This window comes from Streptomyces sp. NPDC006610 (assembly GCF_040611575.1).
In the GTDB taxonomy this organism is placed as follows: Bacteria; Actinomycetota; Actinomycetes; order Streptomycetales; family Streptomycetaceae; genus Streptomyces.
In genome coordinates, this window is sequence record NZ_JBEXOP010000007.1 from 196,379 (window position 1) to 222,582 (window position 26,204).

Annotated in this window: 20 protein-coding genes and 1 pseudogene; 8 read left to right on the top strand and 13 right to left on the bottom strand. The window is 74.5% G+C overall.

Going from position 1 to position 26,204, the window contains the following annotated elements:
* Window positions 1-10 precede the first annotated feature (10 nt).
* Window positions 11-937 carry a helix-turn-helix transcriptional regulator gene (locus ABZY13_RS08490; protein WP_356628114.1) on the bottom strand — a complete coding sequence of 309 codons (927 nt, stop codon included), beginning with the start codon at window positions 935-937 and terminating at the stop codon, window positions 11-13.
* 98 nt (window positions 938-1,035) lie between these two features.
* Between ABZY13_RS08490 and ABZY13_RS08495 the strand changes: the two genes are divergently transcribed.
* From ABZY13_RS08495 to ABZY13_RS08510, 4 genes are all read left to right on the top strand, one after another.
* A complete protein-coding gene (locus ABZY13_RS08495) occupies window positions 1,036-1,836 on the top strand; it encodes an NAD(P)H-dependent oxidoreductase (protein ID WP_356628115.1) in 801 nt (266 codons plus the stop codon).
* A 249-nt stretch (window positions 1,837-2,085) separates the two neighbouring features.
* The gene (locus tag ABZY13_RS08500; RefSeq protein ID WP_356628116.1) at window positions 2,086-3,657 is read left to right on the top strand and encodes a PQQ-dependent sugar dehydrogenase; all 1,572 of its coding nucleotides are present in this window, start codon (window positions 2,086-2,088) and stop codon (window positions 3,655-3,657) included.
* A 276-nt stretch (window positions 3,658-3,933) separates the two neighbouring features.
* Window positions 3,934-4,572 (top strand): hypothetical protein, encoded by a 639-nt coding sequence (locus ABZY13_RS08505; protein WP_356628117.1) that lies wholly within the window; start codon window positions 3,934-3,936, stop codon window positions 4,570-4,572.
* Between the two features lie 327 nt (window positions 4,573-4,899).
* The gene (locus tag ABZY13_RS08510; RefSeq protein WP_356628118.1) at window positions 4,900-5,502 is read left to right on the top strand and encodes a superoxide dismutase family protein; all 603 of its coding nucleotides are present in this window, start codon (window positions 4,900-4,902) and stop codon (window positions 5,500-5,502) included.
* A gap of 123 nt (window positions 5,503-5,625) precedes the next feature.
* Here ABZY13_RS08510 and ABZY13_RS08515 read toward each other — a convergent pair whose 3' ends face one another.
* The 4 genes from ABZY13_RS08515 to ABZY13_RS08530 form a co-directional block, all read right to left on the bottom strand.
* Window positions 5,626-6,183, bottom strand: a complete 558-nt coding sequence (locus tag ABZY13_RS08515) for a zinc-binding dehydrogenase (protein ID WP_356628156.1) — start codon at window positions 6,181-6,183, stop codon at window positions 5,626-5,628.
* 48 nt (window positions 6,184-6,231) lie between these two features.
* Window positions 6,232-7,449: a geranylgeranyl reductase family protein gene (locus ABZY13_RS08520; RefSeq protein WP_356628119.1), complete on the bottom strand. Its 1,218-nt coding sequence runs from the start codon at window positions 7,447-7,449 to the stop codon at window positions 6,232-6,234.
* A gap of 66 nt (window positions 7,450-7,515) precedes the next feature.
* A complete protein-coding gene (locus ABZY13_RS08525; protein WP_356628120.1) occupies window positions 7,516-14,016 on the bottom strand; it encodes a type I polyketide synthase in 6,501 nt (2,166 codons plus the stop codon).
* A gap of 266 nt (window positions 14,017-14,282) precedes the next feature.
* Window positions 14,283-14,693 (bottom strand): hypothetical protein, encoded by a 411-nt coding sequence (locus ABZY13_RS08530; protein ID WP_356628121.1) that lies wholly within the window; start codon window positions 14,691-14,693, stop codon window positions 14,283-14,285.
* A 330-nt stretch (window positions 14,694-15,023) separates the two neighbouring features.
* Here ABZY13_RS08530 and ABZY13_RS08535 point away from each other — a divergent pair.
* The 3 genes and pseudogenes from ABZY13_RS08535 to ABZY13_RS08545 form a co-directional block, all read left to right on the top strand.
* A pseudogene (locus ABZY13_RS08535) lies at window positions 15,024-15,755 on the top strand (VWA-like domain-containing protein); the annotation flags it as partial.
* 165 nt (window positions 15,756-15,920) lie between these two features.
* Window positions 15,921-16,214: a metalloregulator ArsR/SmtB family transcription factor gene (locus tag ABZY13_RS08540; protein WP_356628158.1), complete on the top strand. Its 294-nt coding sequence runs from the start codon at window positions 15,921-15,923 to the stop codon at window positions 16,212-16,214.
* Window positions 16,211-16,600, top strand: a complete 390-nt coding sequence (locus ABZY13_RS08545; protein WP_356628122.1) for a VOC family protein — start codon at window positions 16,211-16,213, stop codon at window positions 16,598-16,600. Before ABZY13_RS08540 ends, ABZY13_RS08545 begins: the two co-directional genes overlap by 4 nt.
* A gap of 113 nt (window positions 16,601-16,713) precedes the next feature.
* On the opposite strand, the gene ABZY13_RS08550 is transcribed toward ABZY13_RS08545, so the two are convergent.
* Both ABZY13_RS08550 and ABZY13_RS08555 read right to left on the bottom strand, forming a co-directional pair.
* Window positions 16,714-17,175 carry a MarR family transcriptional regulator gene (locus ABZY13_RS08550; protein ID WP_356628160.1) on the bottom strand — a complete coding sequence of 154 codons (462 nt, stop codon included), beginning with the start codon at window positions 17,173-17,175 and terminating at the stop codon, window positions 16,714-16,716.
* A gap of 29 nt (window positions 17,176-17,204) precedes the next feature.
* Complete coding sequence (locus tag ABZY13_RS08555; protein WP_356628123.1) at window positions 17,205-17,711, bottom strand: MarR family transcriptional regulator; 507 nt, start codon at window positions 17,709-17,711, stop codon at window positions 17,205-17,207.
* Window positions 17,712-17,978: 267 nt separating this feature from the next.
* Here ABZY13_RS08555 and ABZY13_RS08560 point away from each other — a divergent pair, with 267 nt between their 5' ends.
* Complete coding sequence (locus ABZY13_RS08560; protein ID WP_356628124.1) at window positions 17,979-19,244, top strand: MFS transporter; 1,266 nt, start codon at window positions 17,979-17,981, stop codon at window positions 19,242-19,244.
* Between the two features lie 36 nt (window positions 19,245-19,280).
* On the opposite strand, the gene ABZY13_RS08565 is transcribed toward ABZY13_RS08560, so the two are convergent.
* From ABZY13_RS08565 to ABZY13_RS08590, 6 genes are all read right to left on the bottom strand, one after another.
* Window positions 19,281-20,156 carry a helix-turn-helix transcriptional regulator gene (locus tag ABZY13_RS08565; protein WP_356628125.1) on the bottom strand — a complete coding sequence of 292 codons (876 nt, stop codon included), beginning with the start codon at window positions 20,154-20,156 and terminating at the stop codon, window positions 19,281-19,283.
* Between the two features lie 99 nt (window positions 20,157-20,255).
* Window positions 20,256-21,113, bottom strand: coding sequence for a class I SAM-dependent methyltransferase (locus ABZY13_RS08570; RefSeq protein ID WP_356628126.1), 858 nt, complete (start codon window positions 21,111-21,113; stop codon window positions 20,256-20,258).
* Window positions 21,110-22,648, bottom strand: coding sequence for a 4-hydroxyphenylacetate 3-hydroxylase N-terminal domain-containing protein (locus ABZY13_RS08575; protein ID WP_356628127.1), 1,539 nt, complete (start codon window positions 22,646-22,648; stop codon window positions 21,110-21,112). Before ABZY13_RS08575 ends, ABZY13_RS08570 begins: the two co-directional genes overlap by 4 nt.
* Entirely contained in the window at window positions 22,645-23,319 is a 675-nt protein-coding gene (locus ABZY13_RS08580) for a flavin reductase family protein (RefSeq protein WP_356628128.1), read from the bottom strand. Before ABZY13_RS08580 ends, ABZY13_RS08575 begins: the two co-directional genes overlap by 4 nt.
* The gene (asnB, locus tag ABZY13_RS08585; protein ID WP_356628129.1) at window positions 23,316-25,148 is read right to left on the bottom strand and encodes an asparagine synthase (glutamine-hydrolyzing); all 1,833 of its coding nucleotides are present in this window, start codon (window positions 25,146-25,148) and stop codon (window positions 23,316-23,318) included. The genes ABZY13_RS08580 and asnB overlap by 4 nt, the downstream gene beginning before the upstream one ends.
* Complete coding sequence (locus ABZY13_RS08590) at window positions 25,148-25,987, bottom strand: hypothetical protein (protein WP_356628130.1); 840 nt, start codon at window positions 25,985-25,987, stop codon at window positions 25,148-25,150. The genes asnB and ABZY13_RS08590 overlap by 1 nt, the downstream gene beginning before the upstream one ends.
* Between the last annotated feature and the right edge of the window lie 217 nt (window positions 25,988-26,204).

Genomic DNA, 26,204 nt, shown 5'->3' on the forward strand with positions numbered 1-26,204 from the left:
GGTACGGGGTTCAGCGCGCCGTCCCGGCAGTTCCGTCGCAGGCCTGCGCGAGACGATGGAGGGCCTCGGCCTCCCGGCCGGTCTCCTCGGCGCTGAACACATGGACCACCAGGCCCGGTTCGCCCGGGGCCGCCGGGACGTGCAGCGTCTCGTAGTCGAGCGTGAGCAGGCCGGCCACCGGGTGCCGCAGCCGCTTGCGGCCCGCCGCGCACATCACGACCTCGCCGGTGGCCCAGATCCGCCGGAACTCGGCGCTGCGGGCGGAGAGTTCGGTGACGAGGGCGGTCAGTTCGGCGTCGTCCGGGTAACGGCCCGCGGACACCCGCAGCTGGCCCACGACTTCCGCCGCCCGGGCCTCCCAATCGGGGTGGACGTCCCGGGCGGCGGGGTCCAGGAAGATGTACCGGGCGTTGTTCGGGTCGCGGCGGGCCGGGTCCCCGACGCCCCCGACGAGTTCGGCGCCCAAAGGGTTCCAGGCCACCACGTCCAGGCGGTGGTTGGTCGCGAAGGCCGGCAGGCCGGTCATGGCGTCGAGGATCCGCCGCAGCGGGCGGCTGACCCGCGCCCGGGGCGCGGGGGCGTGCCGCGCGCCCGCCAGGGTGGCCAGGTGTGCTCGCTCCGCCGTGTCGAGGCCGAGCGCCCCGGCCAGGGCGGCGAGCACCTCGGGGGACGGCTGGGTGGCGCGGCCCTGTTCCAGGCGTACGTAGTAGTCCACGCTGATACCGGCCAGTTGGGCCAGTTCCTCGCGGCGCAGCCCGTGCACACGCCGCCGGCGGCCGCCGGCGAGCCCGACGCGCTCCGGTGTGACCCGCCCTCGCCGTGCGCGCAGAAAGCCGCCGAGCGCCCGTCGGGGGTCGCCGATGCCGTCGAGTTCCCCGACCGTGCCTGCGCGGGAGTCCGACTCGTCCGCGCGTGCGGTGTGTTCCACCCCGTTCATGCGGTCAAGTATGCGTGGCCCCGGCAGTACCAGGATCGGCGTTCCTCCGGTTCGACAGGGTGCTGGCTGCCTGGCCGGGTCCGGGAGAACGTAACCGCATGAACGAAGTCACGCCGCGCGAGCGGAAGAAGATCCTCGTCGTCAGCGCCCACCCCGAGCCCCGTTCCCTCAACGCCGCCCTTGCCTCCTTCGCGGTCGGGCACCTGCGCGCGGCGGGGCACGAGGTGCGGGTGTCCGATCTGTACGCGATGAAGTGGAAGGCGACCGTGGACGCCGACGACTTCCCGGAGCACGCCCCCGATCGGCGGCTGCATGTGATGGCCGCCTCGGAACGGGCCACGCTGGCGGGGCGGCTGGCGCCGGACATCGCGGCGGAGCAGGAGAAGGTGCGCTGGTCGGACGCGGTGATCCTGCAGTTCCCGATGTGGTGGTTCTCCGTGCCCGCGATGCTCAAGGGCTGGATCGACCGGGTGTTCACCAGCGGTTTCGCCTACGGCCCCGAGGTCCCGCCGCCGTACGGCGACAGCGCGCTGGCGGGGCGGAGGGCGCTGGTGTCGGTCACCGTCGGCGCACGGGAGACGGCGTTCTCCGACCGGGGGATCCACGGAAGTCTCGCGGACGTCCTGCACCCGGTGCAGCACGGGCTGTTCTGGTTCACCGGCATGACCCCGCTCGAACCGTTCGCGGTCCACGGGACGAACGAGTTGCCGCAGGAGCGGTATGCGGCGACGCAGGCGGCGTACGCGCGTCGGCTGGACGGCCTCTTCACGGAGCGACCGGTCCCCTACCGGTCGCTCACCGGCGGCGACTACGACCACGACATGCGCCTGCTGCCGGGCGTGGAGTCTCCGGGGACGAGCGGACTCGGGCTGCACGTGCGGCCGGCCGGGAGCGGCTGACGGCGTCGAGCCGGTCGCGGCCCGGGAGTCGGGCACCGTTGCCACGACAAGTCCAAGGCTGAACGGAAGTCGCGATATGGATCTGGTGTGACGGAGGGGGAAACCGATACCGTCCCGGAAAGCGCACGTTCCACTCCCGCGGCCCCCCTCGCGACCGGCAAGGCCGGTGAGCCGGGGGGCCCGGTCGCGCGCTTGTGTCCATGAATGCGCCACCCCCGTGCAAGTCTCCTCGCACTTGGAGCCGCCGACATGTTAAGACGCCGTTGGACCGCACCCCTCCTGCTGTCCCTCCTCCTTTCCGTACTCGCTCCGCTGCCCGCCGCGACCGCGGCCCAGCCCGACGAGACGGCCCCGTCCGCCGCGGCCGAAACCACCGCGCCCCGGAAGGCGGCGGCGAACACCGCCGCCGCCGCCGTGCCGATGCCGTCGCTGCACGCGACCACCACCCAGGTCGCCTTCGGCCTCCGACGGCCCACGTCCGTCGTCGCGGCCAACGACGGCACCGGCCGCCTGTTCATCACCGAGAAGTCCGGCACCATCCGCGTCTATCACCCGAACACCGGGCTCGCCGGCACCCCGCTCGTGGACATCACCTCGTCCGTCGACGAGTCGGGCAACGAACGCGGTCTGCTCAGCCTCGCCGTTCCGCGCGACTTCGCCCAGAGCCAGGACCTGTACCTGGCGTACACGGCGCTGCCCGACGGAGCGGTCACCATCGCCCGCTACCGGCTCGACGAGTCCCGCCTCGAGGTGCTGCTCTCCCACGAGCACGCCGAGTTCAACAACCACAACGGCGGTCAGCTCGCCTTCGGCCCCGACGGGAAGCTGTACCTGAGCATCGGCGACGGCGGCGGCTCCGCCGACCCGCTGCGCGCCGGTCAGCGGCTGGACACCCTGCTGGGGAAGATCATCCGCATCGACGTCAGCCGCACCTGCGGCACGCTGGCGTACTGCGTCCCCGCGGACAACCCCTTCGTCGGCCGGGCCGGCGCCCGCCCGGAGATCTGGCACTACGGTCTGCGCAACCCGTGGCGGTTCTCGTTCGACAGCGTCGACGGCTCCATGTGGATCGGCGACGTCGGCCAGGGCCGCTGGGAGGAGATCGACCACATCCCGGCCGGACGGGGCGGGTTGAACCTCGGCTGGTCCTGCTACGAGGGCCTGGAGAAGTTCGAGGGCGGCCACTGCGTGCCCGGTGAGGTCTACACCAAGCCGGTCTTCACGTACTCCCCCTACACGGGCGGCTGCTCGGTGATCGGCGGCCAGGTCTACCGGGGCCGGCAGTACGCCGACCTGGTCGGCGGCACGTACATCGCCACCGACTACTGCTCCTCCACCATCTGGGCGCTGCGCCCGAACGGCAGCGGCGGTTACGAGACGGCGGAGATCGGCCAGATGCCGACGCAGGTGACGGCCATCGGCACCACGGCCGAGGGCGAGTTCTACGTCGTCAACGACCTGCCCGGCGGTCTGCACAAGGTGTCGTTCGAGCGCCAGGAGCCCACCTGCCGCGTCGACCGCACCGTGAAGTCGTGGGGCACGGGTACGACCGTGGATCTGACGGTCACCAACACGGGCACCGCCCCGGTGGACGGGTGGACGCTCAACTTCACGCTGGCCACGGGCCAGACCGTCGTCTCGGACTGGAACACGGACCTCACCCAGCTGAGCAACACGGTCAGGGCGATGAACTCCTCGCACAACACCACGATCGCCCCGGGAGCGAGCGTGACCCTCGGGTACCTCGCCAACCACACCGGTGACGCCTCGGCACCGGCACGGTTCATGCTCAACGGGGACGCCTGCGCCGTCGGACGCTGATCCGCCGGCCGGCCACCCCCCTGCTCGGAAGAACGACCGAACGGGAGCGCTTCGCGTCGTGGGAGCGCTCCCGCAAGGTCGGGCCGCCTGCAGGCCGGGGTCCGGCGGCGTGAGGGCCGGTGGTCGGTCGCACGGAACGGGCGGCGTGGAGAGCACGCGGCCCGAAAAAAGATCCCCGAGTGGCCGGAACCAATCGGCCGGACGGCTCGTCACTGATCATGGTCGCCGCAACCGGGCGGCCAAGGACACAGTGAGTGAAGCAAGCGGGGGGATTCGATGAAGCGCGCATCTGCCGGGAGAACGAGACCGGGCCTGACGGCCGTCGCGGCGCTGGCGGTGCTGACGGTACTGACGGTCAGCGGCTGCCGGGCGGAGGACACGGCCTACCCCGTCGCCTCTCCGAGCGGGCAGGCCTCCGAGCCGGCGTCGGCGACGCCCTCGGCGGACCACAGCGGCCCGCGCACCCTGGTGGACGCCCCGACCGCGGGCGGCCTGGAGAAGCTGACGGGCGACGAGGCCCTCACGGACGTCCCGGTCGACCCGGGCGAGATGCGGGAGGGCATGACGCTGGTCACCGGCAACTACGGCGACCCGGCCGGGCAGGGCCGACCGGTGCTGTTCGAGGGCGTCGACCATGTCCCCGAGGACACCAACAAGCGCCGTGAGCACCTGTTCCGGGGCATGCTCGAGTACATCCAGTGGGACCCGGAGCTGGGCAACCCCGAGGCGCAGCCGGTGGAGCCGGGACCGCTCGGCGGCTCGGTGGAGTGCCTGCTGGCCTCGCTGAGCGAGGACGGCAACGTCATCTGCGGCTGGGCCGACGAGGGCACGGCGGCCGTCGCGCTGTTCCAGGACAGCACTCTGGCGGAGGCCGGGAAGCTGTTCGTGGAGATGCGGGGGGACTTGGAGAAGTGAGCTGAGGGGCGCGGTGGAGGGGATCCGGGGCGGTGCCTGGAGGCGCAGCGGCCGATCGGCCGACCGGTGCCGCGGACGCCGCACCTGACCGGGCGGGTGTCAACTGCCCTTGCCCGCTTGTCGAGTTGGCCTCCACCGTATCTCCCCCGAAATTACGGCGCATGTCGACCGTAGGTCACGTACGTCCGTCGACGCCTCGGTAGGGTCGGCTCAGCGGGGTCGGCCGACCGGGGCCGGGCCGGTGCGACCGGCCGGGGCCCGCGGCCCGCTCCGCTCCGTTTCCGACCCCGCGGACACGGTGTCCGCGTCACCGAAGTGGAGAGCCGCATGCGCCGAGTCCCGCGCAACGTCCTCTTAGCCGCCACCGCCGCCACGCTGGTCACCGCACTCGGCGCTGCCACCGCCACCGCCTCCGCCGCCACCGGGCACCCCGAGCCGCCCCGACTCGCCGTGGCCCACGGGAAGTTCGCTCCCGCGAGCCAGGCGGACGGCGCGACGGCGGTCACCTACAACACCACGCTGGCACCCGAGGGCGCACGGGCCGCCGTAGTGGAGTGGGCCGGTCCCGACGGCTCGACCCGCATACACCTGTTCGTGAAGGGCATGGTCGCCGACCGCGTGTACGGCGCCCATGTGCACACCAAGCCCTGCGGGAAGCTGCCGGCCGACGCGGGCCCGCATTACCAGGACCAGGTCGACCCCGTCACGCCGTCGGTCGACTCCCGCTATGCCAACCCGCGCAACGAGGTCTGGCTCGACTTCGAGACCGACCACCGCGGCGCCGCACACGCCACGTCCCGGAACGACTGGCGCTTCCGCGACGGCGGCGCGCGTTCGGTCGTGATCCACGAGATGGCCACCGCCACCCACGACGGGCACGCCGGCACCGCGGGCGCCCGCCTGGCCTGCCTGAACGTCGACTTCGTCTGAGAACTGCGGTGACCGTGCGGGTCGCAGTCCTCGACGAGCGGCTGCGACCCGCACGGTCGCTTCTCGGCGGACGGCGGTCCTGCGGCCGGCCGGATGCCGACGGCCCCGCGCCCGCGTCCGCCCTCACACCCGTAGGACGACCTTTCCCGTGTGCCGGTTGGACTCCATCGGCCGGTGTGCGTCCCCGATCGCGTCCAGGCCGTCGAACACCTCGGCGATCACCGGTCGCAGACTGCCGTCGGCGAGCCCCGAGTCGATGTAGTGGGCGGCCTCCCGGCGCCCCTCCACGGTTCTGCCGACCTCCGGGCCCGCGTAGCCGTGCACGGTGATCGGCCAGTTGACCGGCATGTGGGCGGGGTCAGGGTCGAGCCGGCCGTACAGGACCATGGTCGCGCCGGGTGCGGCGGCCTCGCCGAGCGGGCGGAAACCGGGGCCTCCGACGGCGTCGAGGATCACGTCGGCGCCGCGTCCGCCGGTCAGCCGCCGGTGCCGTGCTGGCCGACGGCACCGAGCCCAAGCCGGTACTCCAACCCGCTGCGCACCCCGGCAGGGCTCACCCCGGCCGGGCCCCGCACCGGCGCTGCGCGCGGCACTGACGACGCGACCGCGGGCGGCGCCACGGCCGACGGCGGTCGGGCCGCCGCGACGGTGAACCTCGCGCCGGGCCCGGTGCGGACCCAGGCCCGACGACGTCGCGGCGCGGTGGCAGCGGCCGTCTCGCGCCGCCGGTTACGACTGGGGCGGCTTTGGGCGGCGGGCGGCCGGGATGCGGACGCCGATCGCGGCGGCGGCGCGTCCGAGCGGCGTGGTCATGATGCCGGCGACGCTGGTGCGTCCGGAGATGTAGGCGTCGAGCCGGCGCCAGGCCGGCGGCAGGCGGGTCAGGGCGGTGTGGACGACGGCGGGGTTGCGGGTGAAGACGTCCATCAGAGCGCTGCTGGCGCTCATTTCGACGCCGAGGAGGCTGTTGATCCGCAGGGCGTAGTGATCGATGGCGGCGGTCGCCTCCGCTTCGTCGGCCGCGGTGACGACGCCCGCGGCGGCGTGGCCGGCGAAGTGGCCCGAGCGCAGGGCGTAGGAGATGCCTTCGCGGGACCAGTGGTCGACGAGGGCCGCGGCGTCACCGGCGACCAGGACGCGTCCGCGGGCCAGTGGGGAGTCGGGGCGGCGGCACCGGGTCAGGTGGCCGGTGTCGTGCAGGGGGCTCGGCCCGAGGAGGCCTCGGCGTCGGAGGAAGTCGGTCTTGTAGGCGCGCAGGGCGGCCGGGTTGCCGCGGGCGGCGACGACCCCGGCCGTGCAGATGTCTCCCTTGGGGAAGACCCAGCCGAAGGAGCCGGGCAGCGGACCCCATTCCATGAGCATGCGGCCCCGCCACCGGTCGGCCGTGCGCTCGTCGACCGGGGCCTCCACCTCGAGGGCGAGGTCGACCTGTGCGCACCGCACTCCGACGTACCGGGAGACTCTGCTCGCGCTGCCGTCGGCGCCGACGACGACGCGGGCGTGCAGTGTCTCGCCGCGGTGGGTGCGCACGGTGACGGTGGCGCCGTGCTGCTCCAGGGCGGTGAGGGCCGTGCCGTCCCGGACGGTGGCGCCCGCCTGTGCGGCGGCCTCGGTGAGGGCGGCGTCGAGTTCGCTGCGGTGGACCATGGCGCAGGTCGGGGACGCGGAGGTGAGGGTGCGTTCCCTGCGGCCGTTGAGGGCGAAGGTGAACTCCCGTGCCGTGTCGTGGACCTGCAGCGGCAGGCCGGGAGGGAGGGCGGCGAGGGAGGCTCCGATCAGTCCGCCGCCGCATGTCTTGTAGCGGGGAATCGTGGCGCGTTCGAGCAACAGGGTCGTACAGCCGTGCTCGGCGGCGATCCGTGCGGCGGTGGCGCCGGCCGGGCCGGCGCCGACGACGATCACGTCCCAGGTGCGGGGCGTGCGGGAGAGCGCGGAGGGAGGCGGCATGGCGGTGGTCACCTCGCGGTGGTGCGTGACGGGCGGTGGGTGAGGGCATAGGGGCGGTCGGCCGGGCTACGGGATGTCGTCCTCGCCGGGAGTGGCCCTCGGCGCCGGCGTCCGTTCGGGGTGCAGGCGGTTGAGGAGGTAGCGGGTGAGGGCGGAGGCGGTCGGGTGGGTCCACATGACCGTGGTGGGGATCTCCAGGGCCAGTTCGCGCTGGAGGCGGTTGCGCAGGGCGATCGCCATGAGGGAGTCCAGGCCGAGGGTGACGAGGGAGGTGTCGGCGTCGAAACGGTCGGCGCCCACGCGCAGGACGGCGGCGATGTGCGCGACGACGCAGGGCTCCAGCAGTCGTCGGCGCTCCCGACGGCCGTCGGCCGCCCGGAGGGACTCCAGCAGGGCGCTGCCGGCGTCGGCGGTGTCCGTGGCGGAGGCGTCGGCTGCCAGTTCGGCGAAGAACGCGGTGCGGCCGGTGGCGGGGTAGGACTCGAGCCAGCGGGGCAGGTCGGCGGGCGTGTAGGCGGTGCGGTGGCGGTCGTGGCAGAGGATCCGCTCCAGTGCGGCGATGCCCTCCGCGGGGCTGATCATGGTGTAGCCGCGTGCGGCCATCCCCGCGCCCCTGCCGACCTCCGCCCAGGGTCCCCAGTTGACGCAGGTGGCCGGCAGCCCCTGGGCGCGGCGCCAGGAGGTGAACTCGTCCAGCCAGGCGTTGGCGGCGGCGTAGGCGCCCTGCCCCGGGTTGCCGAGCAGGGAGGCGGCGGAGGAGAAGCTGACCCACCAGTCCAGTTCGTGGCCGGTCGTGGCGTGGTGGAGCAGCCATGCGCCCGTCGCCTTGGGCCGCCAGACCCGCTCCAGCAGGGACGTGGAGAGATTGGCGACGGTGGCGTCCTCGACCACGGCCGCGGCGTGGACGACGCCGCGCAGCGCGTGCCCGGTGTTCAGGGCGGTGCGCACGAGGGCGTCGGCGGCGCCGGGTGCGGCGATGTCGGCGTTGACGACCTCGATGCGGGTGCCGTAGTCGGCGGTGAGGGCGTCGAGGGTGGCACGGGTGCCCGGTGCGGGGGCGCTGCGGGAGGTGAGGACCACCGCGGCGGCGCCTCGTTCGGCCAGCCGGCGGGTGACCAGCAGACCGAGTCCGCCGAGTCCGCCGGTGACCAGGTAGCACCCGTCGGGCCGGACGACGGGGACGTCCTCGGGCCGCATCGGCAGGGTGTCGGCGCCTTCGGTGGGCCAGGTGAGGACGAGTTTGCCGGTGTGGCGGGCGGAGGCCATCGTGTGGAAGGCGGTGGACGCCTCGGTGACGGGGTGTTCGGTGACGGGAAGCGGGGGCAGGGTCTCGTCCGCGAGCATGCCGGCCAGGTCCCGGTATCCCTCCGCGAGCAGGTCCGGGTCCTGCCGCATCATCAGCAGCACGTCGACGGCGGCGAAGGTGACGTTGCGGCGGAAGGGCAGCAGACCGAGCCGGGTGTTGGCGTAGATGTCGCGCTTGCCGAGTTCCAGGAACCGGCCCCGGTGGGCCAGCAGGTCGAGGCCGGCCGACTGCGCGGGGCCGGTGAGGGTGTTGAGGACGACGTCGACGCCCCGGCCCCCGGTGAGGTCGCGGACCCGGTCGGCGAAGTCCAGGGTGCGCGAGTCCATGACGTGCCGGACGCCCAGGCCGCGCAGGAAGGCCCGTTTGGCCTCGCTGCCCGCGGTGGCCATGACCTCAGCGCCGCAGGCTCGCGCCAGGTTCAGCGCGGCCAGGCCGGTGCCGCCGCTGGCCGAGTGGACGAGCAGCGTCTCGCCCGGCCCGAGCCGGGCCAGGTGCCGCAGGGCGTACCAGGCGGTCAGGTAGGCGCACGGCAGGGCGGCGGCGTCCTGGGCGCGCATCCCGTGCGGTACCGGCAGGAGGCAGTCGGCGCGGACGGTCGCGAAGGAGGCCATGAGGGCGGTCTGCCCCTCCTCCACGAACATCGCGGCCACGCGGTCCCCCACCCGCACCCCGCGCACCGCGTCGCCGACGGCGGTGACGACGCCCGCGCCGTCGAAGGCGCTCGCGGCCGGCTGCTCGTCCCCCGCGGTGAAGCGCCGGTAGACGCCCATGGCCTGCAGCACGTTGATGAAGTTGACGCTGGTGGCGTCCAGGCGGACCTCGACCTCGCCCGGTCCGGGGCGGCGGCGGGGCTGGGCGACCAGTTCGAACGAGTCCAGGTCGCCGTCGTGCGCGAGGTGCAGGGCGACGCGGTCGCTGCCCCGGTCGACGACGGTCCGCCGACGCTCGTCCCGGTCCAGCGGGGCGTTGCGCAGCCGCGCCAGGCGCCGGGTCCCGTCGCGGTGGGCGATCTCGTCCTGCTCGTCGGGGCAGGACAGGAGTTCCGCGGCCACGTCCTCGACCGGGGTTCCGGCGTCGACGTCCAGGACGCCGGGGCGCAGTTCGGGGTGCTCGTAGCCGAGGACCCGCACCAGTCCGCGCAGTCCCGCCTGTGCCAGGTCCGGCCGGTCCTCGGGCATGACCTGCTGTGCGGCGGCGGTCACGGTCCACAGGCGAGGCGGCGGTCCGTCGTGGTCGGCCCGGGCCAGGGCGCGGGCCGTCTCCGCCAGGCGGGCGACCTGCTCCCGCGCCCGGTGGTGGGGGCGGGCGTGACCGGACTCCGGGAGGTAGACGACCGCCTGCGCGGCGCGTCCGGTGGCCGCGCCCGGCGTCACGGCCGCGTGGCCGGCCTCGTCCGTGGTGTCCCGCGGGTCGAGTGTCCGGAGGGCCACCTCGGCGCCGTGCCGCGTGAGGGCCTCGGCCAGGGCCGTCGCCCAGGGCTCGCGTCCGGGCTCGGCGAGGAGGGTCCAGGGACCGGCCGGCGGCCTGAGCGGGGGTCGTTCGCAGGGTTCCCAGGCGGCGTGGAGGAGACGACGGGCGAAGCGCTCCTCGGCGCTCTCGGCGGGCACGTGGCGGAACTCCACCGCGGTGGCGTCGGCGACCACGGCGCCGTGGTCGTCCCACAGGCGGAAGTCCGCGAGGTACCGGCCGCCGTCCGTGGACGTCAGGGTGACCTGGCAGTACCCGCTGAGCGGCACCGTACCGTACAGCCGCAGCGCCCCGATGTGCCGCGGCAGGATGCCTCCCGCGGGCACGGCGCCCGTGCGCAGGACGGCGCCCGCGACGGCCTGGAGGCAGGTGTCCAGCGTGACGGGGTGGCAGTGCAGCGTCTGCGCGCCGGCCCGGCCCTCGTCGGGCACGCGGACACGGGCCAGCAGGCTGCTGCCGGCGCGTGGCGCCGCCTGCTGCGGGTCGCGGTCCGCGGCAAGGGCCTGCAGGCCGAGGAAGGGCGGGCCGTGGTGGACGCCGCGTTCCTCGCGCATCTGCCGGTAGACGTCCGGGACGTCGAGGGCGTGCGGGAAGCGGGCGAGCAGGTGCTCGGGGTCGCAGCCCTCCGGGAGGGGCTCGTCGTCCGGTGTGCGGTGCAGCGTCGCCGTCGCGTGCGCGACCCCCGTGCCGTCGGAGGCCGTGCTGGTCACCCGCCAGCGGGCGGTGTCCGGGCCGGTCTCCTCCGCGGTGGCGGTGACGCGTGTGCCGTCGGACGCCGGCAGCAGCAGCCGTTCCAGGTCGACGCCGGTGACCCGGACGCGTTGCGGGCCCACGCCGTACAGGTCGGCGGCGGCGGCCACGGCCATCTCGCACAGGGCCGCGCCGGGCGCCACGACGACGTCGTCGACGCGGTGGGCGTCCAGCCACGGCAGCGTCGCCGGGCCGATGCGGGTCTGCCACAGGTGCCTGCCCTCTCCGTCGGGATCGGCGGTGCGCGGTCCGGTCAGCGGGTGCGGGGCGGGCGAGGCGTGGGCTCCGGCCGGATGCCGCAGCGGGGAGGGGTCGACGACGTACCGGGTGCGCTCCCAGGTGGTGGGCGGGACGTCGGCCAGTGCGCCCTCGCCGTAGCGGTCGTCCCAGTCCAGCGGGTGGCCCGCGCAGTGCAGCGCCGCCACATGGGTGTGGAACGCCAGCTCGTCGTCGGTGTCGCGCAGCAGGCTGGGCACGACCGCGACGGCGGTGTGACCGTGCGCGGCGAGCGTGGCCTGCACGGGATGGGACAGCACCGGATGCGGGCCGATCTCCACGAAGAGCCGGTGCCCGTCCTCGGCCGCGGCCCGCACCGCGTCGGAGAAGCGCACCACCCGGCGCAGGTTGTCCGCCCAGTACCCGGCGTCGAAGGCGGCGTGCCCGCGCGGGTCGTCGGTGACGGTGCTGTAGAAGGCCGTCGTCGGCGCCCGGCCGGTGACGCCGGCGAGCGCGTCGGCGAGGTCGGGCAGGATGGGGTTCATGTGGGCGGTGTGCGAGGCGACGTCCACCTCGATCACGCGGATGCCCACGCCGCGCTCGTCCCAGTCCCGGGCGAGCCGGCGGATGCGGTCGGCGTCGCCGCCGACGACGGTGTTCTCCGGGGAGGCGACGACCGCGACGTCCACTCCCCGCACGTCCCCGTCCGCCAGCAGCCGTTCCACTTCGGCCCGTCCCAGCGCCACCGATGCCATCAGGCCCTGCCCCGCAGTCCGCAGAATGAGGCGCGAGCGCCGGCAGATGACCCGGACGCCGTCGCGAACGCTCAGCGCGCCGGAGGCGACCGCGGCGGCCACCTCGCCCATGGAGTGGCCGATCACCGCGGCCGGTTCCACGCCGTGGGAGCGCCACATCGCCGCCAGTCCCAGCTGAATGGCGAAGATCACCGGCTGGACGCGGTCGAACCCGGTCACCACCTCCGGCCGGGACAGGGTGTGGCGCAGGGAGAACCCGGACTCCTCGGCCACGAGCGGTTCGAGTTCGTCGACGACGCGGGTGAACTCCCGGTCCCGGTCCAGCAGTCGACGGCACATGCCCGCCCACTGCGAGCCGTGCCCGGAGAACACCCACACCACGCCCTGCCCGGCGTCGGGCACCGCCCTGCCCGTCGCCACCCCGGCGGGCGGGATCGTCCCGGCCGCCAGTTCTTCCAGCCGGGACGCCAACTGCGCCCGGTTCGCGGCGACGACGGCGGCGCGTTCCCTGGCGGGCGAGCGACGCGTCGCCAGCGTGTGGGCCACGTCGGCCTGCGAAACCCGCGCCCCTTCGGTCCGCAGCCATGCGGCGAGCCGGCCGGCCGCGGCGCGCAGGGCCGCGGGCGTGCCGGCCGACAGCGGGAAGACGCGCAGCTCGTCGTCCGACCGCTCCGGCCGCGGCCGTGCGGTGCGCCGCACGCCGGGCAGGGCGGGAGGCTGTTCGAGGACGACGTGGGCGTTGGTGCCGCTGATGCCGAAGGACGACACGGCGGCCAGCCGGGCCCCGCCGCGCACCGGCCACTCGGTGGTGTCCGTGGGCACGAACAGCCGGGTGCCGCTCGGGTCGATCTGCGGATTCCAGGCGGTGAAGTGCAGACTGGCCGGCACCAGGCCCTCGCGCAGGGAGGCGATCGCCTTCAGCAGCCCCGCCACCCCCGACACCGGCTCGGTGTGGCCGATGTTGGTCTTCACCGAGCCGACCGCGCACCGGCCCGGGCCCTTGCCGTAAACCGCGGCCAGGGCGGCGAACTCGATGGGGTCGCCCACCGCGGTGCCCGGGCCGTGCGCCTCCACCATGCCGACGTCACCGGCCTCCACACCGGCGCGTTCCAGCGCCAGCCGGTAGAGATCGATCTGCGCGGGCTCCGACGGGGCGCTCAGCCGTGTGCCCCTGCCGTTCTGGTTGACGGCCGTGCCGCGCAGCACCGCCAGCACCCGGTCGCCGTCCCGCAGCGCGTCCGGCAGCCGCTTGAGTACGACGACGCCGCAGCCCTCGCCGCGTACGTAGCCGTCGGCGGCGGCGTCGAAGGCGTGGCAGCGGCCGGTGGGCGAGAAGACGCCCCACAGGGCGGGGGCGACGACGCCTTCCGGTCCCAGGGTCAGCATGGCGGCGCCGGCCAGGGCGATGTCCGACTCGCCGGTGCGCAGGCTCTGGCAGGCGCTGTGCACGGCGACCAGGCCGGAGGCGCAGGCGCTCTCCACGACGACCTGCGGTCCGCGGAGGTCGAGCAGGAAGCCGACCCGGCCGGGACCGATGCTGTCGAAGCCGGTGTACATCGCGTAGGCGTCGACGCTTTCCAGAGGCCGCTGCACGCGCAGCATGTAGTCCTTCTGGTAGACGCCGAAGAACATGCCCGTCGACGTGCCCGCCAGTCGCCGGGCCGGGATTCCGGCGTGCTCGATCGCCTCCCAGACCACCTCGGCCAGCAGCCGGTGCTCCGGGTCCACCCACGGCGCCTCCTGCGCGTTGATGCCGAAGAACTCCGGATCGTAGGCGTAGACGTCGTCGTCCAGGAAGCAGCCGTGGCGCAGCCGGGCCGCCACCTGGGCGGGCAGACCGGCCAGTTCGGCCTGCTCCCACCGCTCGGGGGGTACCTCGCGCACCGTGTCCCGGCGGGCCATCAGCAACCGCCACAACGAGGCCAGGGACCTGACCTCGCCGGGGAACCGGCACGCGGCTCCGACGACCGCGACCGGCTCGTCCCGACCCGACCCGGGCTCCTTGATCCCGGAGTGTCCTCGCATGCGCTGTCCGCCCTTCACCATGAGGGAGGCGCGGCGCGGCAGGTTCATGGCCGCCGATCCGCCGCCGTCCTTCCGACCGTTGCGGGGCACCCGCTCTCTACGGTTTCGGCAGGAGGAAGGGCCCATCGCAGAGCGCACGGGTCATGGACGGGAGTGCGCTGGAGGACGGCCAACGCCCCCACGCACCCGAATCAGCCGCTCGAGGCGGGCCCGGGAGGATCATCGGTTCGCAGGATCGTCGGCCTGGTGCAGGACGGGGCGAAGGCGAGGGTCGGGGGGGAAGCGCGTACGCCTGTAGGTGGCGGCGCTCGCCGCTACACGCCGCCTTCGCCGTTGCCGTGGGGCAGGGCAAGGCCGAACAGCGAGCCCGTCGAGGCGCACAGCCCGCCCGCGCACGCGGTGGCCGTCTCGGCCGGTACGGTCATCCGCCGCAGGGCGCCCGCGACGGCGTCCTCGAGCAGGGCGAACCGGGCCACGAGCAGCCGGGGTCCGGCCGATCCGCGCTGACCGTCGGTCACCGCCACCAGGGCGTCGTGCGCCCGCCGCTGGAGATCAGCGAGAGCCTGCCACAGGTCGGTCGGACGCCCGGACGAGCGCGGATCGACCAGCAACTCCTGGAGCCTGCGGCCCAGATCCGCGTGCCATGCCGCCATCGACCCGGTGATCTCGGCGCAGAGGCCGTCCAGGCACATCTGCACGGCGACGGCGCCCGTCGCGACGCCCACCTGCACCGGGCGCCGGGCGGTCGCGGTTCGGGGGCGGGCGGCCGGGCGTTCGCGCCGAGGTAGTTCCGCAGGACGACGGGCATCACCTCGGCGGGCGGCGACTCCGCCTCCTCGACCGGCACGAGCACCGAGCGGACGGGGGTGAGGCAGTACGCGGCCTGCTCTGCTGCCGCGTGACAGGCGTGGTCAGTGGGCAAGGGACGCTCTGCTCCTTTCGCCGGTCTCTGCGGCACCGGCCCGGTCGGGGTGTTCAGTTAACACGAGCGCAATGGGCGCTTGGTTCACTTCTCACACAAAAGACTCCCGGGGTCCGCCTCCGGCGCGTGCGAAGGGGCCGATCGGGCGCGGCCGTGGGAGCCGGGGCCCGACGGGGCGCACGGGCCGAGCAGGCAGCAGCGGGACGCGGTACGGTTCCGGGTCGCCGAGGGGATCAGGGGGCGGCCCGCCGAGGCTCCGGAGGGGTGGCGGCGGTGGGCGGACGAGGCGTTCCATCCGCCCCAGCCGTGGCGGCAGTTGCTGGGCGCGGCGGTGCGTTCGGCGGCGGGCGCGCCGGGAATGGGAGAGGCCACACCCACCGGCGTCCGTCCCGCCGCTCGGCCGCCGTCCCCGGGGGCTGCTGCCGAGCCTGCGACGCATGCCTCCGCGGGTGTGCGTGGTGATCGACACGTCCGGGTCGGTGAGCGACGCCGAGCTGGGGAGCGCGCTGCTGGGGTGGCGGGGCGATCTCGCGGGCCGTGGGCGGACGGCGCGTTCTGGTGTCCGTCGTCTCGTGCGACGCGGCGGCCGGTGTCGCCGTGCCGCTCTGCCGTGCCGAGAGCATCGAGCTGATCGGCGGCGGGGGGAACGGACCTGCGCTCCGGCTTCGAACGGGCGCTGCACTCGAGGCCCCGCCCGGACGTGATCGTCGCCCTGGCGGACGGCCGGACACCGCGGCCCTCCGCGCAGCCGCCCTGCCGCACGGTCGTCGGCCTCTTCCCACGACCGGCGCGCGGTGTGGACGAGACGGATCCCGACCACGTCCCGGACGCGCCGCCGCCCTGGGCGCGCGTGGTGGCCGTCGGCCGAGGCGGACGGCGGAGCGACCGGAACTCCGGCACCGCGGAGGCCACGGTCGCCCGGAGAGCGTTCCGTGGGCAGGGCGCGGTGCGCGTGCGGGACGCGGACGGACCGCCTGCGCATCTCTGCGTCCGATTGATAGGCAAGTCATCACTTGCCTATGGTGGGGTCATGGCGGATGATGTGTTCAAGGCGCTGGCCGACCCGACCCGTCGGCGCATCCTCGACGAGCTGGTGGAACGGGACGGTCAGACGCTGTTCGAGATATGCGCGCGGCTGGTGACCAAGCACGGACTGGGGCTGTCCCGGCAGGCGGTCAGCCAGCACCTCGCCGTACTCGAGTCAGCGGATCTGGTCCGGTCGCGGCGCCAGGGCCGCTACAAGTTCCACGATCTCAACACCGAACCCCTCGAGCGCATCGTCACGCGATGGCTCAGGCCCGACGCACCGGAGAGCACCCCGTGAGAATTCATCTGACCAGCGTGTTCGTCGACGACCAGGAGAAGGCCCTGCGCTTCTACACGGACGTGCTGGGCTTCGTGAAGAAGCACGACGTCCCCATGGGCGGCGAGGACCGCTGGCTGACCGTGGTCTCGCCGGAGGAGCCCGACGGGACCGAGCTGCTGCTGGAACCCTCCGGCCACCCCGCGGTGCGGCCGTACCGGACGGCGCTGGTCGAGGACGGCATCCCCGCCGCCGCGTTCGCCGTGGACGACGTGCACGCGGAGTTCGAGCGGCTGCGCGAGCTGGGCGTGGTGTTCACCCAGGAACCGCTGGACATGGGGTCGGTCACCACCGCCGTGCTGGACGACACCTGCGGCAATCTGATCCAGATCGCGCACAGCGCGTAGCCAACGGGGAAAGTCACCGGCGGCGCGTGCGCCCGGCGGTCGGCTCGCCGGGTGACGACGCTGCGCGAGGGGGAGGCGCCGGTCGGGCGAGGCGCCTCCCCCCACGCGTGCGGTCAGGCCGTCAGGGCCGCCAGTTCGGCATTGGCGCGCTCGGTGACCAGGGCGAGGACGCGACCCGCGGCGGCCAGGTCCTCCTCCGGGATGCCGCCCCAGATCCGTGCCGTGACCGGGGCGGTCTCCGCGCCGACGGCGGCCAGGAGGGCGCGGCCCGCTTCCGTGGGGCGCAGGCGGCCGTCGTCCGCGTCGAGCAGCCGACCGGCCACCAGTTCGTCCACGGTGGCGCGGAGGCCGGCCGGATCGGCCTTGAGGGAGTGCCGGCCCCGGGCGACCAGTTCGTCCGGGGTCTGCGGGGCGTCGGCGGTGAGGGCGGCGCGCAGGGTGATCTGCTGCTGGAACGTGACGCCGTGCCGGGCGAGGACGTGTTCCAGGACGCCGCGGGCGGCGTAGTGGGCGAGGCCCAGGGCACGGGAGTCGGCGGCCGGCGCGGCGATGGACGCGGCGGAACCGGTGGACATGGCAGTGGCAGCGGTGGACGGGGCAGTGGTCATGGTGGTGTCCCCTGAGTGCTCTCGTGAGTGCTCTCGTCGTGCGGTACGGGTGGAGCGAGAGGTGCGTCGAGCAGGGTCGTCAGCTCCTCGGCGAACGCGCGCGCCCGCGGTGCGTCCAGGCCGCCGAGCGGTTCCAGCAGTTGCCGGAGCAGTTCCTGGACGACCTCGATGGCCTGCCGGGTGACGGCCCGGCCCTGTTCGGTGAGGGCGAGCTGGACAGCGCGCGGGTCGCGGGGATCGCGGGTGCGCTCGATCAGGCCGGCCGACTCCAGGGCGCGCGCCAGCTTCGAGACGTAGAGGGCCTCCAGGCCGGTGTGGTCGGCGAGCCGGCGCTGGCTGGGCCGCTCGCCGGTGCGCTGCATGCCGTACAGCGACGCGACCAGGGCGTACTGCGCGTGGGTGAGGCCCAGCGGCGCCACCGCGCGGTCGACCGCGACCCGCCACTTGTTGGCGAGCCGCCACACCAGGAAGCCGGGCGTGGGGCCCGGTGAACCCTTGCTCATGACGGATACCGTACATGGCTACTGTAGCCATGGCTACTATTTTTCGAGCCCGGCGCCCGCTGCCCCGCTGCCAGACGGCTGCGAGACCGGTGCCTGTGAGTCCGGGTAACAGGAGCAACGCCTCCCTGGCTGCCTTCCCTCCCCGGCACGACGATGGCCGGACGGGCGGACCGGCGTTCCTCGAGGTCGCCCGTCGTCCTCCCCTCCCCTCCTTGCCGCTCCGGGCGAGGAGGGGTTCCCCGGTTCCTCGAAAGGCAGTGGTCCTTCTTGAGTTCGCAGGCGTTCAACCCGTGGCGCTACGCGGGCGTCTTCCTGCTCCTGTTCCTGTTCGGGACGGAGACCTTCCTCGTCTCGCCGCTGCTGCCGACCATCGCCGACGACATCGACGTCTCGGAGTCGGCGGCGGCGCAGGGCGTCACCGCGTACGTCCTGGTCTACGCGGTGACCGCACCCTTCCTCGGGCTGCTCAGCGACCGTTTCGGGCGGCGGCGCACGCTGCTCGCGGGCACCGCGCTGTTCCTGGCGTCCAACGCCGCCGCCGCGGTCTCCACCTCGCTGTGGCTGCTGATCGTGTCGCGGGCGCTGGCCGGGCTGGCCGCCGCCGCGGCGGGTCCGGCGATCTGGGCGCACATCGCGGAGACCGCACCCGAGCGGGTGCGGGGGCGGGCGCTCGGGCTGGGGATGGCGCTGTTCTCCTGCGGGCAGGTGATCGGCGTGCCGCTGGGCGGTCTGATGGCCGGAGCGGCGGGCTGGCGTTCGGCGTTCCTCGCCCTGGCCGTCGGCACCGCGGCGGCCGTGCCGCTGCTGCTCAGGCAGGTCCAGGGCGCGCCCGCGCCCGAGGCCGCCGGCGCCCCCGCGGCCGGCCGTGGAGCGATCGGGGCCGTGCTCGCCGCCTGGGGCCATCCGGCGCTGCGCAGGGCGCTCGCCGTGAACACGGTGTTCCACGCCGCCAACCTGGGCGCGTACACGTTCCTCGGCGTCGTGTTCGTGGACCGGTTCGACCTGTCGGTGTCGGCGCTCGGTCTCGTGGGGGTCCTCGTCGGCGCGGGCAGCGTCGCCGGGTCGCTGCTGGGCGGGCGGCTGGGCGACCGGGCCAGGGCCGCCGGGCGCGACCATCTGCCGCTGCTGCCCGTCTGGGGCCTGCTGCTCGCCGCGGGCGTCGCCCTCTCGGCGGCCGGGCCCGGCATCGTGCTCGCGCTGGTGGGCGTGACCCTGTGGTTCGTCGCGAGCGGCGGGTTCGTCATCGACCAGCAGACGCTCGCGGGCACCGCCGCACCCGACCTGCGGGCGACGTCCAGCGCCTGGCTCACCTCGACCATGTACGCCGGCACCGGCCTCGGCGCCTGGGCCGTCGGCGCGTTCGGGGACGCCGGTACCGGAACGCTCGTCGTCGGGGCGGGGCTCGCCCTGGTCTCCGCGGTCACGGCGCTCACGGTGAGCGTCGGGCTGCGGCGGGCGGGCGGCACGGCGTCCGGGAGCCCCGGCTCCGTGTCCGTGCCCGCCCCGGAGGTCGGGGAGGGCTCGAAGGCCTGATCCGCGAGGCGGTTCGGGAAGCGGCGGGACGGGCGTTCAGCCCGCCCGCCGCTCGTCCGTGTCGCCGTCCAGCGAGCGCAGCGGGCGCTCGCACAGCGCCGTCATGCGGACCCGGTCCCGCTCGGTCATCGGCGTGAACAGCAGGATGAGCGCGGACGGGTCGTCCACCGGGTGGAACGACGACAGCGACAACGCCATCGGCGCGGCTCCCGGGGGCTGCACCGTCACCGACCGGGCCGTCAGTTCCGCCACCGAGTGGCAGCTCCACCAGTGCCGCAGCTCGGGCGCGTCCTCGTCCAGGCGGTCGTACAGCTCGCCGGTGCGCGGGTCGGCGAGCGCGGGACCGGCCTGGGCGCGGAAGTGCTGGAAGATGTTCATCGCCAGGGGTTCCCAGTCGCGCAGGACGGTGCGCAGCCGCGGGTCGGCGACCATGAGCCACATCAGGTTGCGGCGGTCGGCGGGCACGGACTCCGGGCTGCCCCACAGGGCGCTCCAGGCGGCGTTCCAGGCGAGCAGGTCGAAGTGGCGGTCCAGCAGTACGGCGGGGCTGGCCGGCCAGGAGTCGAGGACGGGCCGGACGGCGGCCGCGAGGCCCCCGGGCTCGGCGTCGGGGGCGGCCGGTTCGTGGTAGCCGGCCAGGCGCATCGCGTGGCGCAGTCCCGCCGCGTCGAGCCGCAGCGCCCTGGCGACGGAGGTCAGCACCTGCCGTGAGGCGGTGACGCGGCCCTGCTCCAGCCAGGTGTACCAGGCCAGTCCGACGCCCGACAGGGAGGCGACCTCCTCGCGGCGCAGGCCGGGCGTGCGCCGGCGGGCGGTGGTCGTCAGGCCCACGTCGGCGGGTTTGAGCAACTCGCGGTGGGCTCGCAGGAAGGCGCCCAGTTCCTGGCTGGGGCCCGGGGCGGGGGTCGGCATGGCGACGGCTCCTTGCGGGAGGGGCGGAGGGCGAGGGGTACGGGGCACCCCTGGGGGCGGGCCCGGACGGAGGACGTCCGAGCCCGCCCGTGACTCACCCTAGGCGGTGCGTCCGGTACGGGGCGTGAGCTTCCACAGGCGCACGGGCATGGAGCTGACGCGGCCGTGCTCCTGCTGGCGGGCCCAGGCGGCGCGGCCCACGGCGCGGAAGAACTCGGCGCGCTGTCCGGGGTCCAGGACGGCGGCGTAGTAGTCGCCGAAGGTGGCCGCGTGGAAGTGCTCGTACTGGGCGGCGTCCCGCACGGTGACCACCGCGTCCCGTTCCCACTGGTCCTCGATGACGAAGAACTCCTGGAGGAGGTAGCCGAGTTCGGCCTGCGGGCGGGTGCGGGTGGCGATGGGCAGGACGCCGTACTCCTGGAACAGGGCCGGCACCGCCTCCCGCGCGACGCCGAGTTCGGCGAGGGCGTCGCGCACGATGTCGTCCTCGCCGCCGAATCCGTGGGCGTCGCGCGCCGGGTGATAGGTCGTCAGGAAGAAGGCGCCGCCGGGGGCCAGGTGGTCGCGGGTCCAGGCCAGGACGCGGTGCTCCACGGGGTAGAGCCAGTGCAGCACCGACGTCATGGTCACCACGTCGGCGCGGTGCGGCAGCGGGGCGGGGGCGGTGAGGTCCGCCCGGTGCAGGGCGACGCGGGAGCCGTGGGGGCGCAGCCGTTCGGTCGCCTCGGCGATGCGGTGCTCGGAGCGTTCGAGGCCGACGGCAAGCCGCAGCGAGGGGTGGCGGTCCAGGGCCGCCTCCAGCAGCTGGCCGATGCCGCTGCCGAGGTCGATCAGGACGGCGGGGTCGCCGGTCACCCGGTCGAGGACCCAGTCGCGGTCGTGGACCTGACGCAGGCGGCTGGCGTCGTCGTAGCCGCCGAGGGTGCGGGCCTGGGCCTCGGTGTCGGACTGGGTCACGGGCGGGTCTCCTGTGCGGATGCGGGGGCGGGCGCGGTCGTGGGCTGCGGGGTGTCGGGGTGCGGGACGGCCGCGTGCGGCGTGGCGATGAACTGCTCCAGCCGACGGCGCACCTCGCTCTGGTCGTACCGTTTGAAGAGGTTGATGCGGTTGCGGGCGAGGTCGCCGCGGTGGACGAGTTCGTACAGGTGCTGGCGCTGGCCGAAGCCGTCGCCGGTCAGCTCCCAGGCCAGGCGCAGCAGCCGGGACTTGCGCTCGGCGTCGATGCCCCGCCCGCGCATGTAGCGGTCGAGGAAGGGGCGCAGCCGGGGGTGGGCGAGGTCGTTCTCGGTGGGCTGCATCAGCAGTCCCGAGGCTCCGATGCGGCGGACCACGTCGACGGCGGTGTCGGCGACCTCGGCGGCCCAGACCCGGCTGGCGGCGGTGTCGCCGGGGGCGAGGAGGCCGCCGTCGGTGACGGTGGCGCGGGCCTCGGCGGCGTCGAGGAAGATCTCCGTCAGTTCGGCGTACGACGCCAGTCTGCCGAGGTCCTCCTGGATGTTGCGGAAGCCGTCGACGCCGATGCTCTCGGCGACGAGGGTGGCGGTGGCCAGCAGGGTGCGCAGGCGTTCCCGGTAGCGGACGTGCCCGATGTAGGCGGACCAGGCGTTGATGCGGGCGAGTCCGGTGCGGGCGAGGGCGGCGTCGCGCAGCAGGAAGACCCGGTCCCAGGGGACGAGGACGTCGTCGAAGAAGAGCATGGCGTCCTGCTCGTCGTAGCGGGCGCCCAACGGGTGCGCGTGCCCCCAGGGTTCGGCGCCCAGCGGCTCCCGGCACAGGGTGACCAGGCCGGGGGTGTTCAGCGGCAGCGCGAACCAGACGACGAACTGCTCTCCGCGCTGCTGGGTGAAGGAGGCCGACAGGTAGACGAGCACCTCGTGCGCGAGGGGCGCGAGGGTGGTGAGCTGTTTGGCGCCGCGTACGACGATCCCCCGGTCGTTCTCCTCCAGCACGCGCAGGGCGAGGTCGGGGTCGTCGACCGGGTTGGCGGAGCGGTCGATCTGGGGGTCGCCGAGGGCGTGCGAGAGGACGAGGTCGTTGGCGGCGCAGTGCCGGTACCAGGCGTCGGCGTTGGCGCCGAAGCCGGGCCGGGCGGCCTCCAGGCGGTTGCGGAAGTCGTGGACGCCGACGGCGATGGAGGCCATGAAGGCGGGCGAGCGGCCGTGCTGGCCGAAGGACGCCGCGTGCCAGAACTCCGCGCTGCGGCGCTGCAGCCGCAGCTCCTCCAGGGTGCGCGGCGGCTGGTAGGCGCGGGCGAGGCGCCGGCCGCTGAGCGGGTCCTCGTAGGTGAGCAACTCCCGGTGGTCCGGGTCGTGCTGGAGGTCCAGGAGGTCCGCGAGGGCGTCGACCGCGGGGCGGAAGGCGGGATGCTCGGCGGGGTTGGCGACGCGTTCGCCGTTGAGGTACAGCTCGCGGCCGTCGTCGAGTTCGGCGCGGTAGCGCTCGCCGCTCAACAGCCCCTTGCCGGTGGCGGCGGAGGTGTCCAGGAGGGTCATGTACGGGCTCCCGTGGAGGGTATGGGCGGGTGGGCGAGGGCGTGGTACTCGCCGTGGTGGTAGACGAGGGGTTCGCCGGGGGCCGCGTCGGCGGCGGCGACGCGGCCGACCAGGACGGCGTGGTCCCCGCCGGGCAGCACGGTGTGCAGCCGGCAGTCGAACCAGGCCAGACAGTCCTCCAGCACGGGCGCCCCGGTTGCCGCGGTGCGCATGGGCGCGGCCGTGAACAGGCCCAGGGCCCGGCCGGTGCCGGGGGCGGCGAAGTGCCGGGCGAGCGGCTCCTGGTGGCCGGCCAGCACGCTCACGGCGTACCGGCCGCTGGCCCGCACGGCGCCGGCCAGCGGACTGCGGACGCTCACGGCCACGCTGATCAGGAGGGGGTCGAGGGAGAGGGTGCACAGGGAGGAGACCGTCTTGGCGAAGACCTCCTCGCCGTGCCGGGCGGTGAGCAGGGCGACGCCGGTGGTCCAGCAGCGGGCGGCGTCCCGGAAGATCTGTGCGGCGGCGTCGGCGTGGCGCGCGGTGGCCGGCGAGGGCCTGCCGGGGTGGCGATGGGCGGGAAGCGCGGGAGCGTCCGCCGGTGGCTCCACGTCGCCGCGGGCGCCCGGCGGCTGTGTGGTGCGGGGCGTCGTGTCGGGCCCGGCCTTCCGGGCGGGGTGCGGGGCGGTCATCGCAGACTCACTCGGTAGGTGCGCAGCCACTCGTCCACCTGGACCAGGTGGTCCAGGCCGCCGACCGGGTTGGGGGCGGTGCGGGGGCTGGGCAGGGGGCGGCCCTCGGCCAGGGCGCGGCGTACGGCGTCCCGGTCGACCAGGTCGAAGACGGGGGCCGCCGGATCGGCGAGGAGGTCGTGGGCGCGGTCGGTGAGGACCTCCGTGTACCGCACGGCCGGCGTCGACGGGTAGCCGCTCTTGGGCCGGTCGGTCACCTCGGCCGGCAGCAGGTCGCGCACGGCGTCGCGCAGCAGGCCCTTGGGACGGCCGCCCGGCGCCTTGAGGGACCAGGGCACGTTCCACACGTACTCGACGAGGCGGGGGTCGGTGAACGGCACCCTCACCTCCAGGCCGACCGACATGCTGATCCGGTCGACGCGTTCCAGCAACGGCGGCAGCCAGCGCGTCAGCGCCAGCTGGAACAGCTGCCGGGCCCGGCGCTCCGCCGCCGTCTCGCCGGGCAGTTCGGGGGTCTGCGCGAGGGCGGCCCGGTACTGCTCGGCGGTGTACTCCTCGGGCCGGACCTCGGCGCGCACCTCCGGGCGCAGCAGCGCGGCGGGGGTGGTGCGGCCGTGCAGCCAGGGGAAGGTGGCCGCGTCGCGGGCGGCCGGGTCGTGGAAGTAGGGGTAGCCGCCGAAGACCTCGTCGGCGGCCTCCCCGGACAGGGCGACCGTGGAGCGGCGGCGCACCTCGCGGAAGAGCAGGTGCAGCGAGGCGTCCATCTCGCCCCAGCCGGGCCGGTCCCGGGCGCGCAGGACGGCCTCCCGGGCCTGGAGGAGGTCGTCGTCGGGGATGACGACGGAGGTGTGCAGGGTGCCGATGTGCTCGGCCGCGGCCCGGACGAAGGGCGCGTCGGCGCCGGTGCGCCAGTCGTCGGGCGCGCGGTCGGCGCTGCCGGGGAAGTCGACGGAGAAGCTGGCGACCTTGCCCTGCCCGGCCCGTTCCCGGGCGAGCGCGGCCAGCGCGGTGATGGCGCTGGAGTCGACGCCGCCCGACAGCAGCGTGCACAGCGGCACGTCGCTCATGAGCTGGCGTTCGACGGCGTCGGCGAGCAGGGCGCGCACCGTGCGGCGGGTGGTGGCCGGGTCGTCGGTGTGCGGGCGGGAGACGAGCTGCCAGTACCGCGACTCGGTGGTGGCGGTGCGCCGTACCCGGACCAGGTGGCCGGGGCGCACCTCGCGCAGCCCGCGGAAGAGGCCGTGACCGGCGGTGGGCGCGGCGGGCAGGGCGAACAGCTCGGCGATGCCCTCGGCGTCCAGCTCGGCGCGGAACAGGGGGTTGGCGAGGACGGCCTTGGGTTCGGAGCCGAACAGGACGCCGGTGGCGTGGGCGTGCCAGTACAGCGGCTTGACGCCCAGGTGGTCGCGGACCAGCAGCAGTTCCTCGGCTCCGGCGTCCCACAGGGCGTAGGCGAAGATGCCGTTGAAGCGGCGGGGCGCGTCGGCGCCCCACTGGAGGTGGGCCCGGAGCACCACTTCGGTGTCGGAGCGGGTGCGGAAGGAGTGGCCGAGGGTTTCCAGTTCCCGGCGCAGTTCCCGGTGGTTGTACAGCTCGCCGTTGTAGGTGAGGACGGTGTCGGCCGCCCCGGCGCCGGCGCCCAGCGGCTGGGCGCCTCCGTCGAGGTCGATGACGGACAGCCGGCGGTGGCCGAGCGCGGCGTGCCGGGACAGCCAGGTGCCGGCGGCGTCCGGTCCGCGGCAGGCCAGGGTCCCGGTCATGGCGCGGACGGTGTCGCCGCGCGTGGTCAGGTCGGTCTCCCAGTCGATCCATCCGGTGACGCCGCACATCACTGCTCCTCGGGGGTGTCGGAGGGGGTCGCGCCCTCGGCCGGCGGGGCCGTGGCCTCCCAGCGGCAGCCGTGTCCGGTGGGGCCGGTGCGCAGGTCGTGGGCGGGCTCGTAGCCCTTGGCGCGGATGTTCGCCGACAGTGCCTTGGTGCAGTACGCGCACGGCGAGGCGAGGGTGAGCCGCACGCCGGAGCGGCGGGCCTTCTCGCGGTAGTCCCAGATCGCGCAGTGGGTGATGGTCACGGCCGCCCGGGTGGCGCCCCCGGTGTCGATCGCGTCATCGAACTCGTAGTCGGATCCGTACAGTTCGGCCTGGCGGGCGATGCGGTGGACGGGGTCGGCGGCGCCGCGTCCGTGGTCGGGCTCGACGTCGCGGTGGACCTCGGCGATGGCGCGGGCCCAGGCGTTGAGGGCCTGTTCGCCGTAGCGGGAGACGAGGAAGCGCTCCATGAGCGCCTGGCCGCGGAAGAAGACGCGCTGCCAGTCCGCGGAGCCGCCGGTCGTGCGGTCGGGCAGGTCGGCGAAGATCTCGGACTGGAGCGCGAACCAGTCGGCCAGGTGGGTGGGGTTGTGCCGGCCGGCCAGGAGCCGGGTCAGCCCGGACTCCGCCTCGTGCAGCCGCTGACGCCACAGGGCCGAGCGTTCGGCCTCCGGCATCGACCGGTAGGTGTTGCGCAGCGGGTCGGCGGGCGCCGTGGACGGGCCGGGCTCGGACGGGTCGCCCAGTACGGCGGTGACGGGCCGGCCGGTGTGCCGGGAGTGGGCGCCGTCGTCCGCGGCGGACGCCGGTACTCCGTCGGAGCCGCCGCGTGCGATGCCTCCTGCGGGCGCATCGCTCATCTCGGATCTCCTTAGCGGTGGGGAGCGGACCGGTCGGTCGGGTCCTGGTGATCGGCAACGCTACGAAACCGGACGACCCGTCAGAAGCCCCGAAAGGCGGTGCTGTCGGCGACCATCGGCTCCCCCCGACTGCTCCGAAGGTCGCCCTCGCTGGGTGACTGGTTTTGGGACAGCCCTCATGGAGGCGGGTGGGCCTTGTGGTGCGGGGCTTCGCCTG

Coding starts and splice junctions, on each gene's coding strand:
- ABZY13_RS08590 (WP_356628130.1), bottom strand. CDS start 25,987: ATGAGCGATGCGCCCGCAGGAGGCATCGCACGCGGCGGCTCCGACGGA.
- ABZY13_RS08520 (WP_356628119.1), bottom strand. CDS start 7,449: ATGCCGCCTCCCTCCGCGCTCTCCCGCACGCCCCGCACCTGGGACGTG.
- ABZY13_RS08580 (WP_356628128.1), bottom strand. CDS start 23,319: ATGACCGCCCCGCACCCCGCCCGGAAGGCCGGGCCCGACACGACGCCC.
- ABZY13_RS08555 (WP_356628123.1), bottom strand. CDS start 17,711: ATGAGCAAGGGTTCACCGGGCCCCACGCCCGGCTTCCTGGTGTGGCGG.
- ABZY13_RS08540 (WP_356628158.1), top strand. CDS start 15,921: ATGGCGGATGATGTGTTCAAGGCGCTGGCCGACCCGACCCGTCGGCGC.
- ABZY13_RS08550 (WP_356628160.1), bottom strand. CDS start 17,175: ATGTCCACCGGTTCCGCCGCGTCCATCGCCGCGCCGGCCGCCGACTCC.
- ABZY13_RS08575 (WP_356628127.1), bottom strand. CDS start 22,648: ATGACCCTCCTGGACACCTCCGCCGCCACCGGCAAGGGGCTGTTGAGC.
- ABZY13_RS08500 (WP_356628116.1), top strand. CDS start 2,086: ATGTTAAGACGCCGTTGGACCGCACCCCTCCTGCTGTCCCTCCTCCTT.
- ABZY13_RS08565 (WP_356628125.1), bottom strand. CDS start 20,156: ATGCCGACCCCCGCCCCGGGCCCCAGCCAGGAACTGGGCGCCTTCCTG.
- ABZY13_RS08490 (WP_356628114.1), bottom strand. CDS start 937: ATGAACGGGGTGGAACACACCGCACGCGCGGACGAGTCGGACTCCCGC.
- ABZY13_RS08505 (WP_356628117.1), top strand. CDS start 3,934: ATGAAGCGCGCATCTGCCGGGAGAACGAGACCGGGCCTGACGGCCGTC.
- ABZY13_RS08525 (WP_356628120.1), bottom strand. CDS start 14,016: ATGAACCTGCCGCGCCGCGCCTCCCTCATGGTGAAGGGCGGACAGCGC.
- ABZY13_RS08495 (WP_356628115.1), top strand. CDS start 1,036: ATGAACGAAGTCACGCCGCGCGAGCGGAAGAAGATCCTCGTCGTCAGC.
- asnB (WP_356628129.1), bottom strand. CDS start 25,148: ATGTGCGGCGTCACCGGATGGATCGACTGGGAGACCGACCTGACCACG.
- ABZY13_RS08510 (WP_356628118.1), top strand. CDS start 4,900: ATGCGCCGAGTCCCGCGCAACGTCCTCTTAGCCGCCACCGCCGCCACG.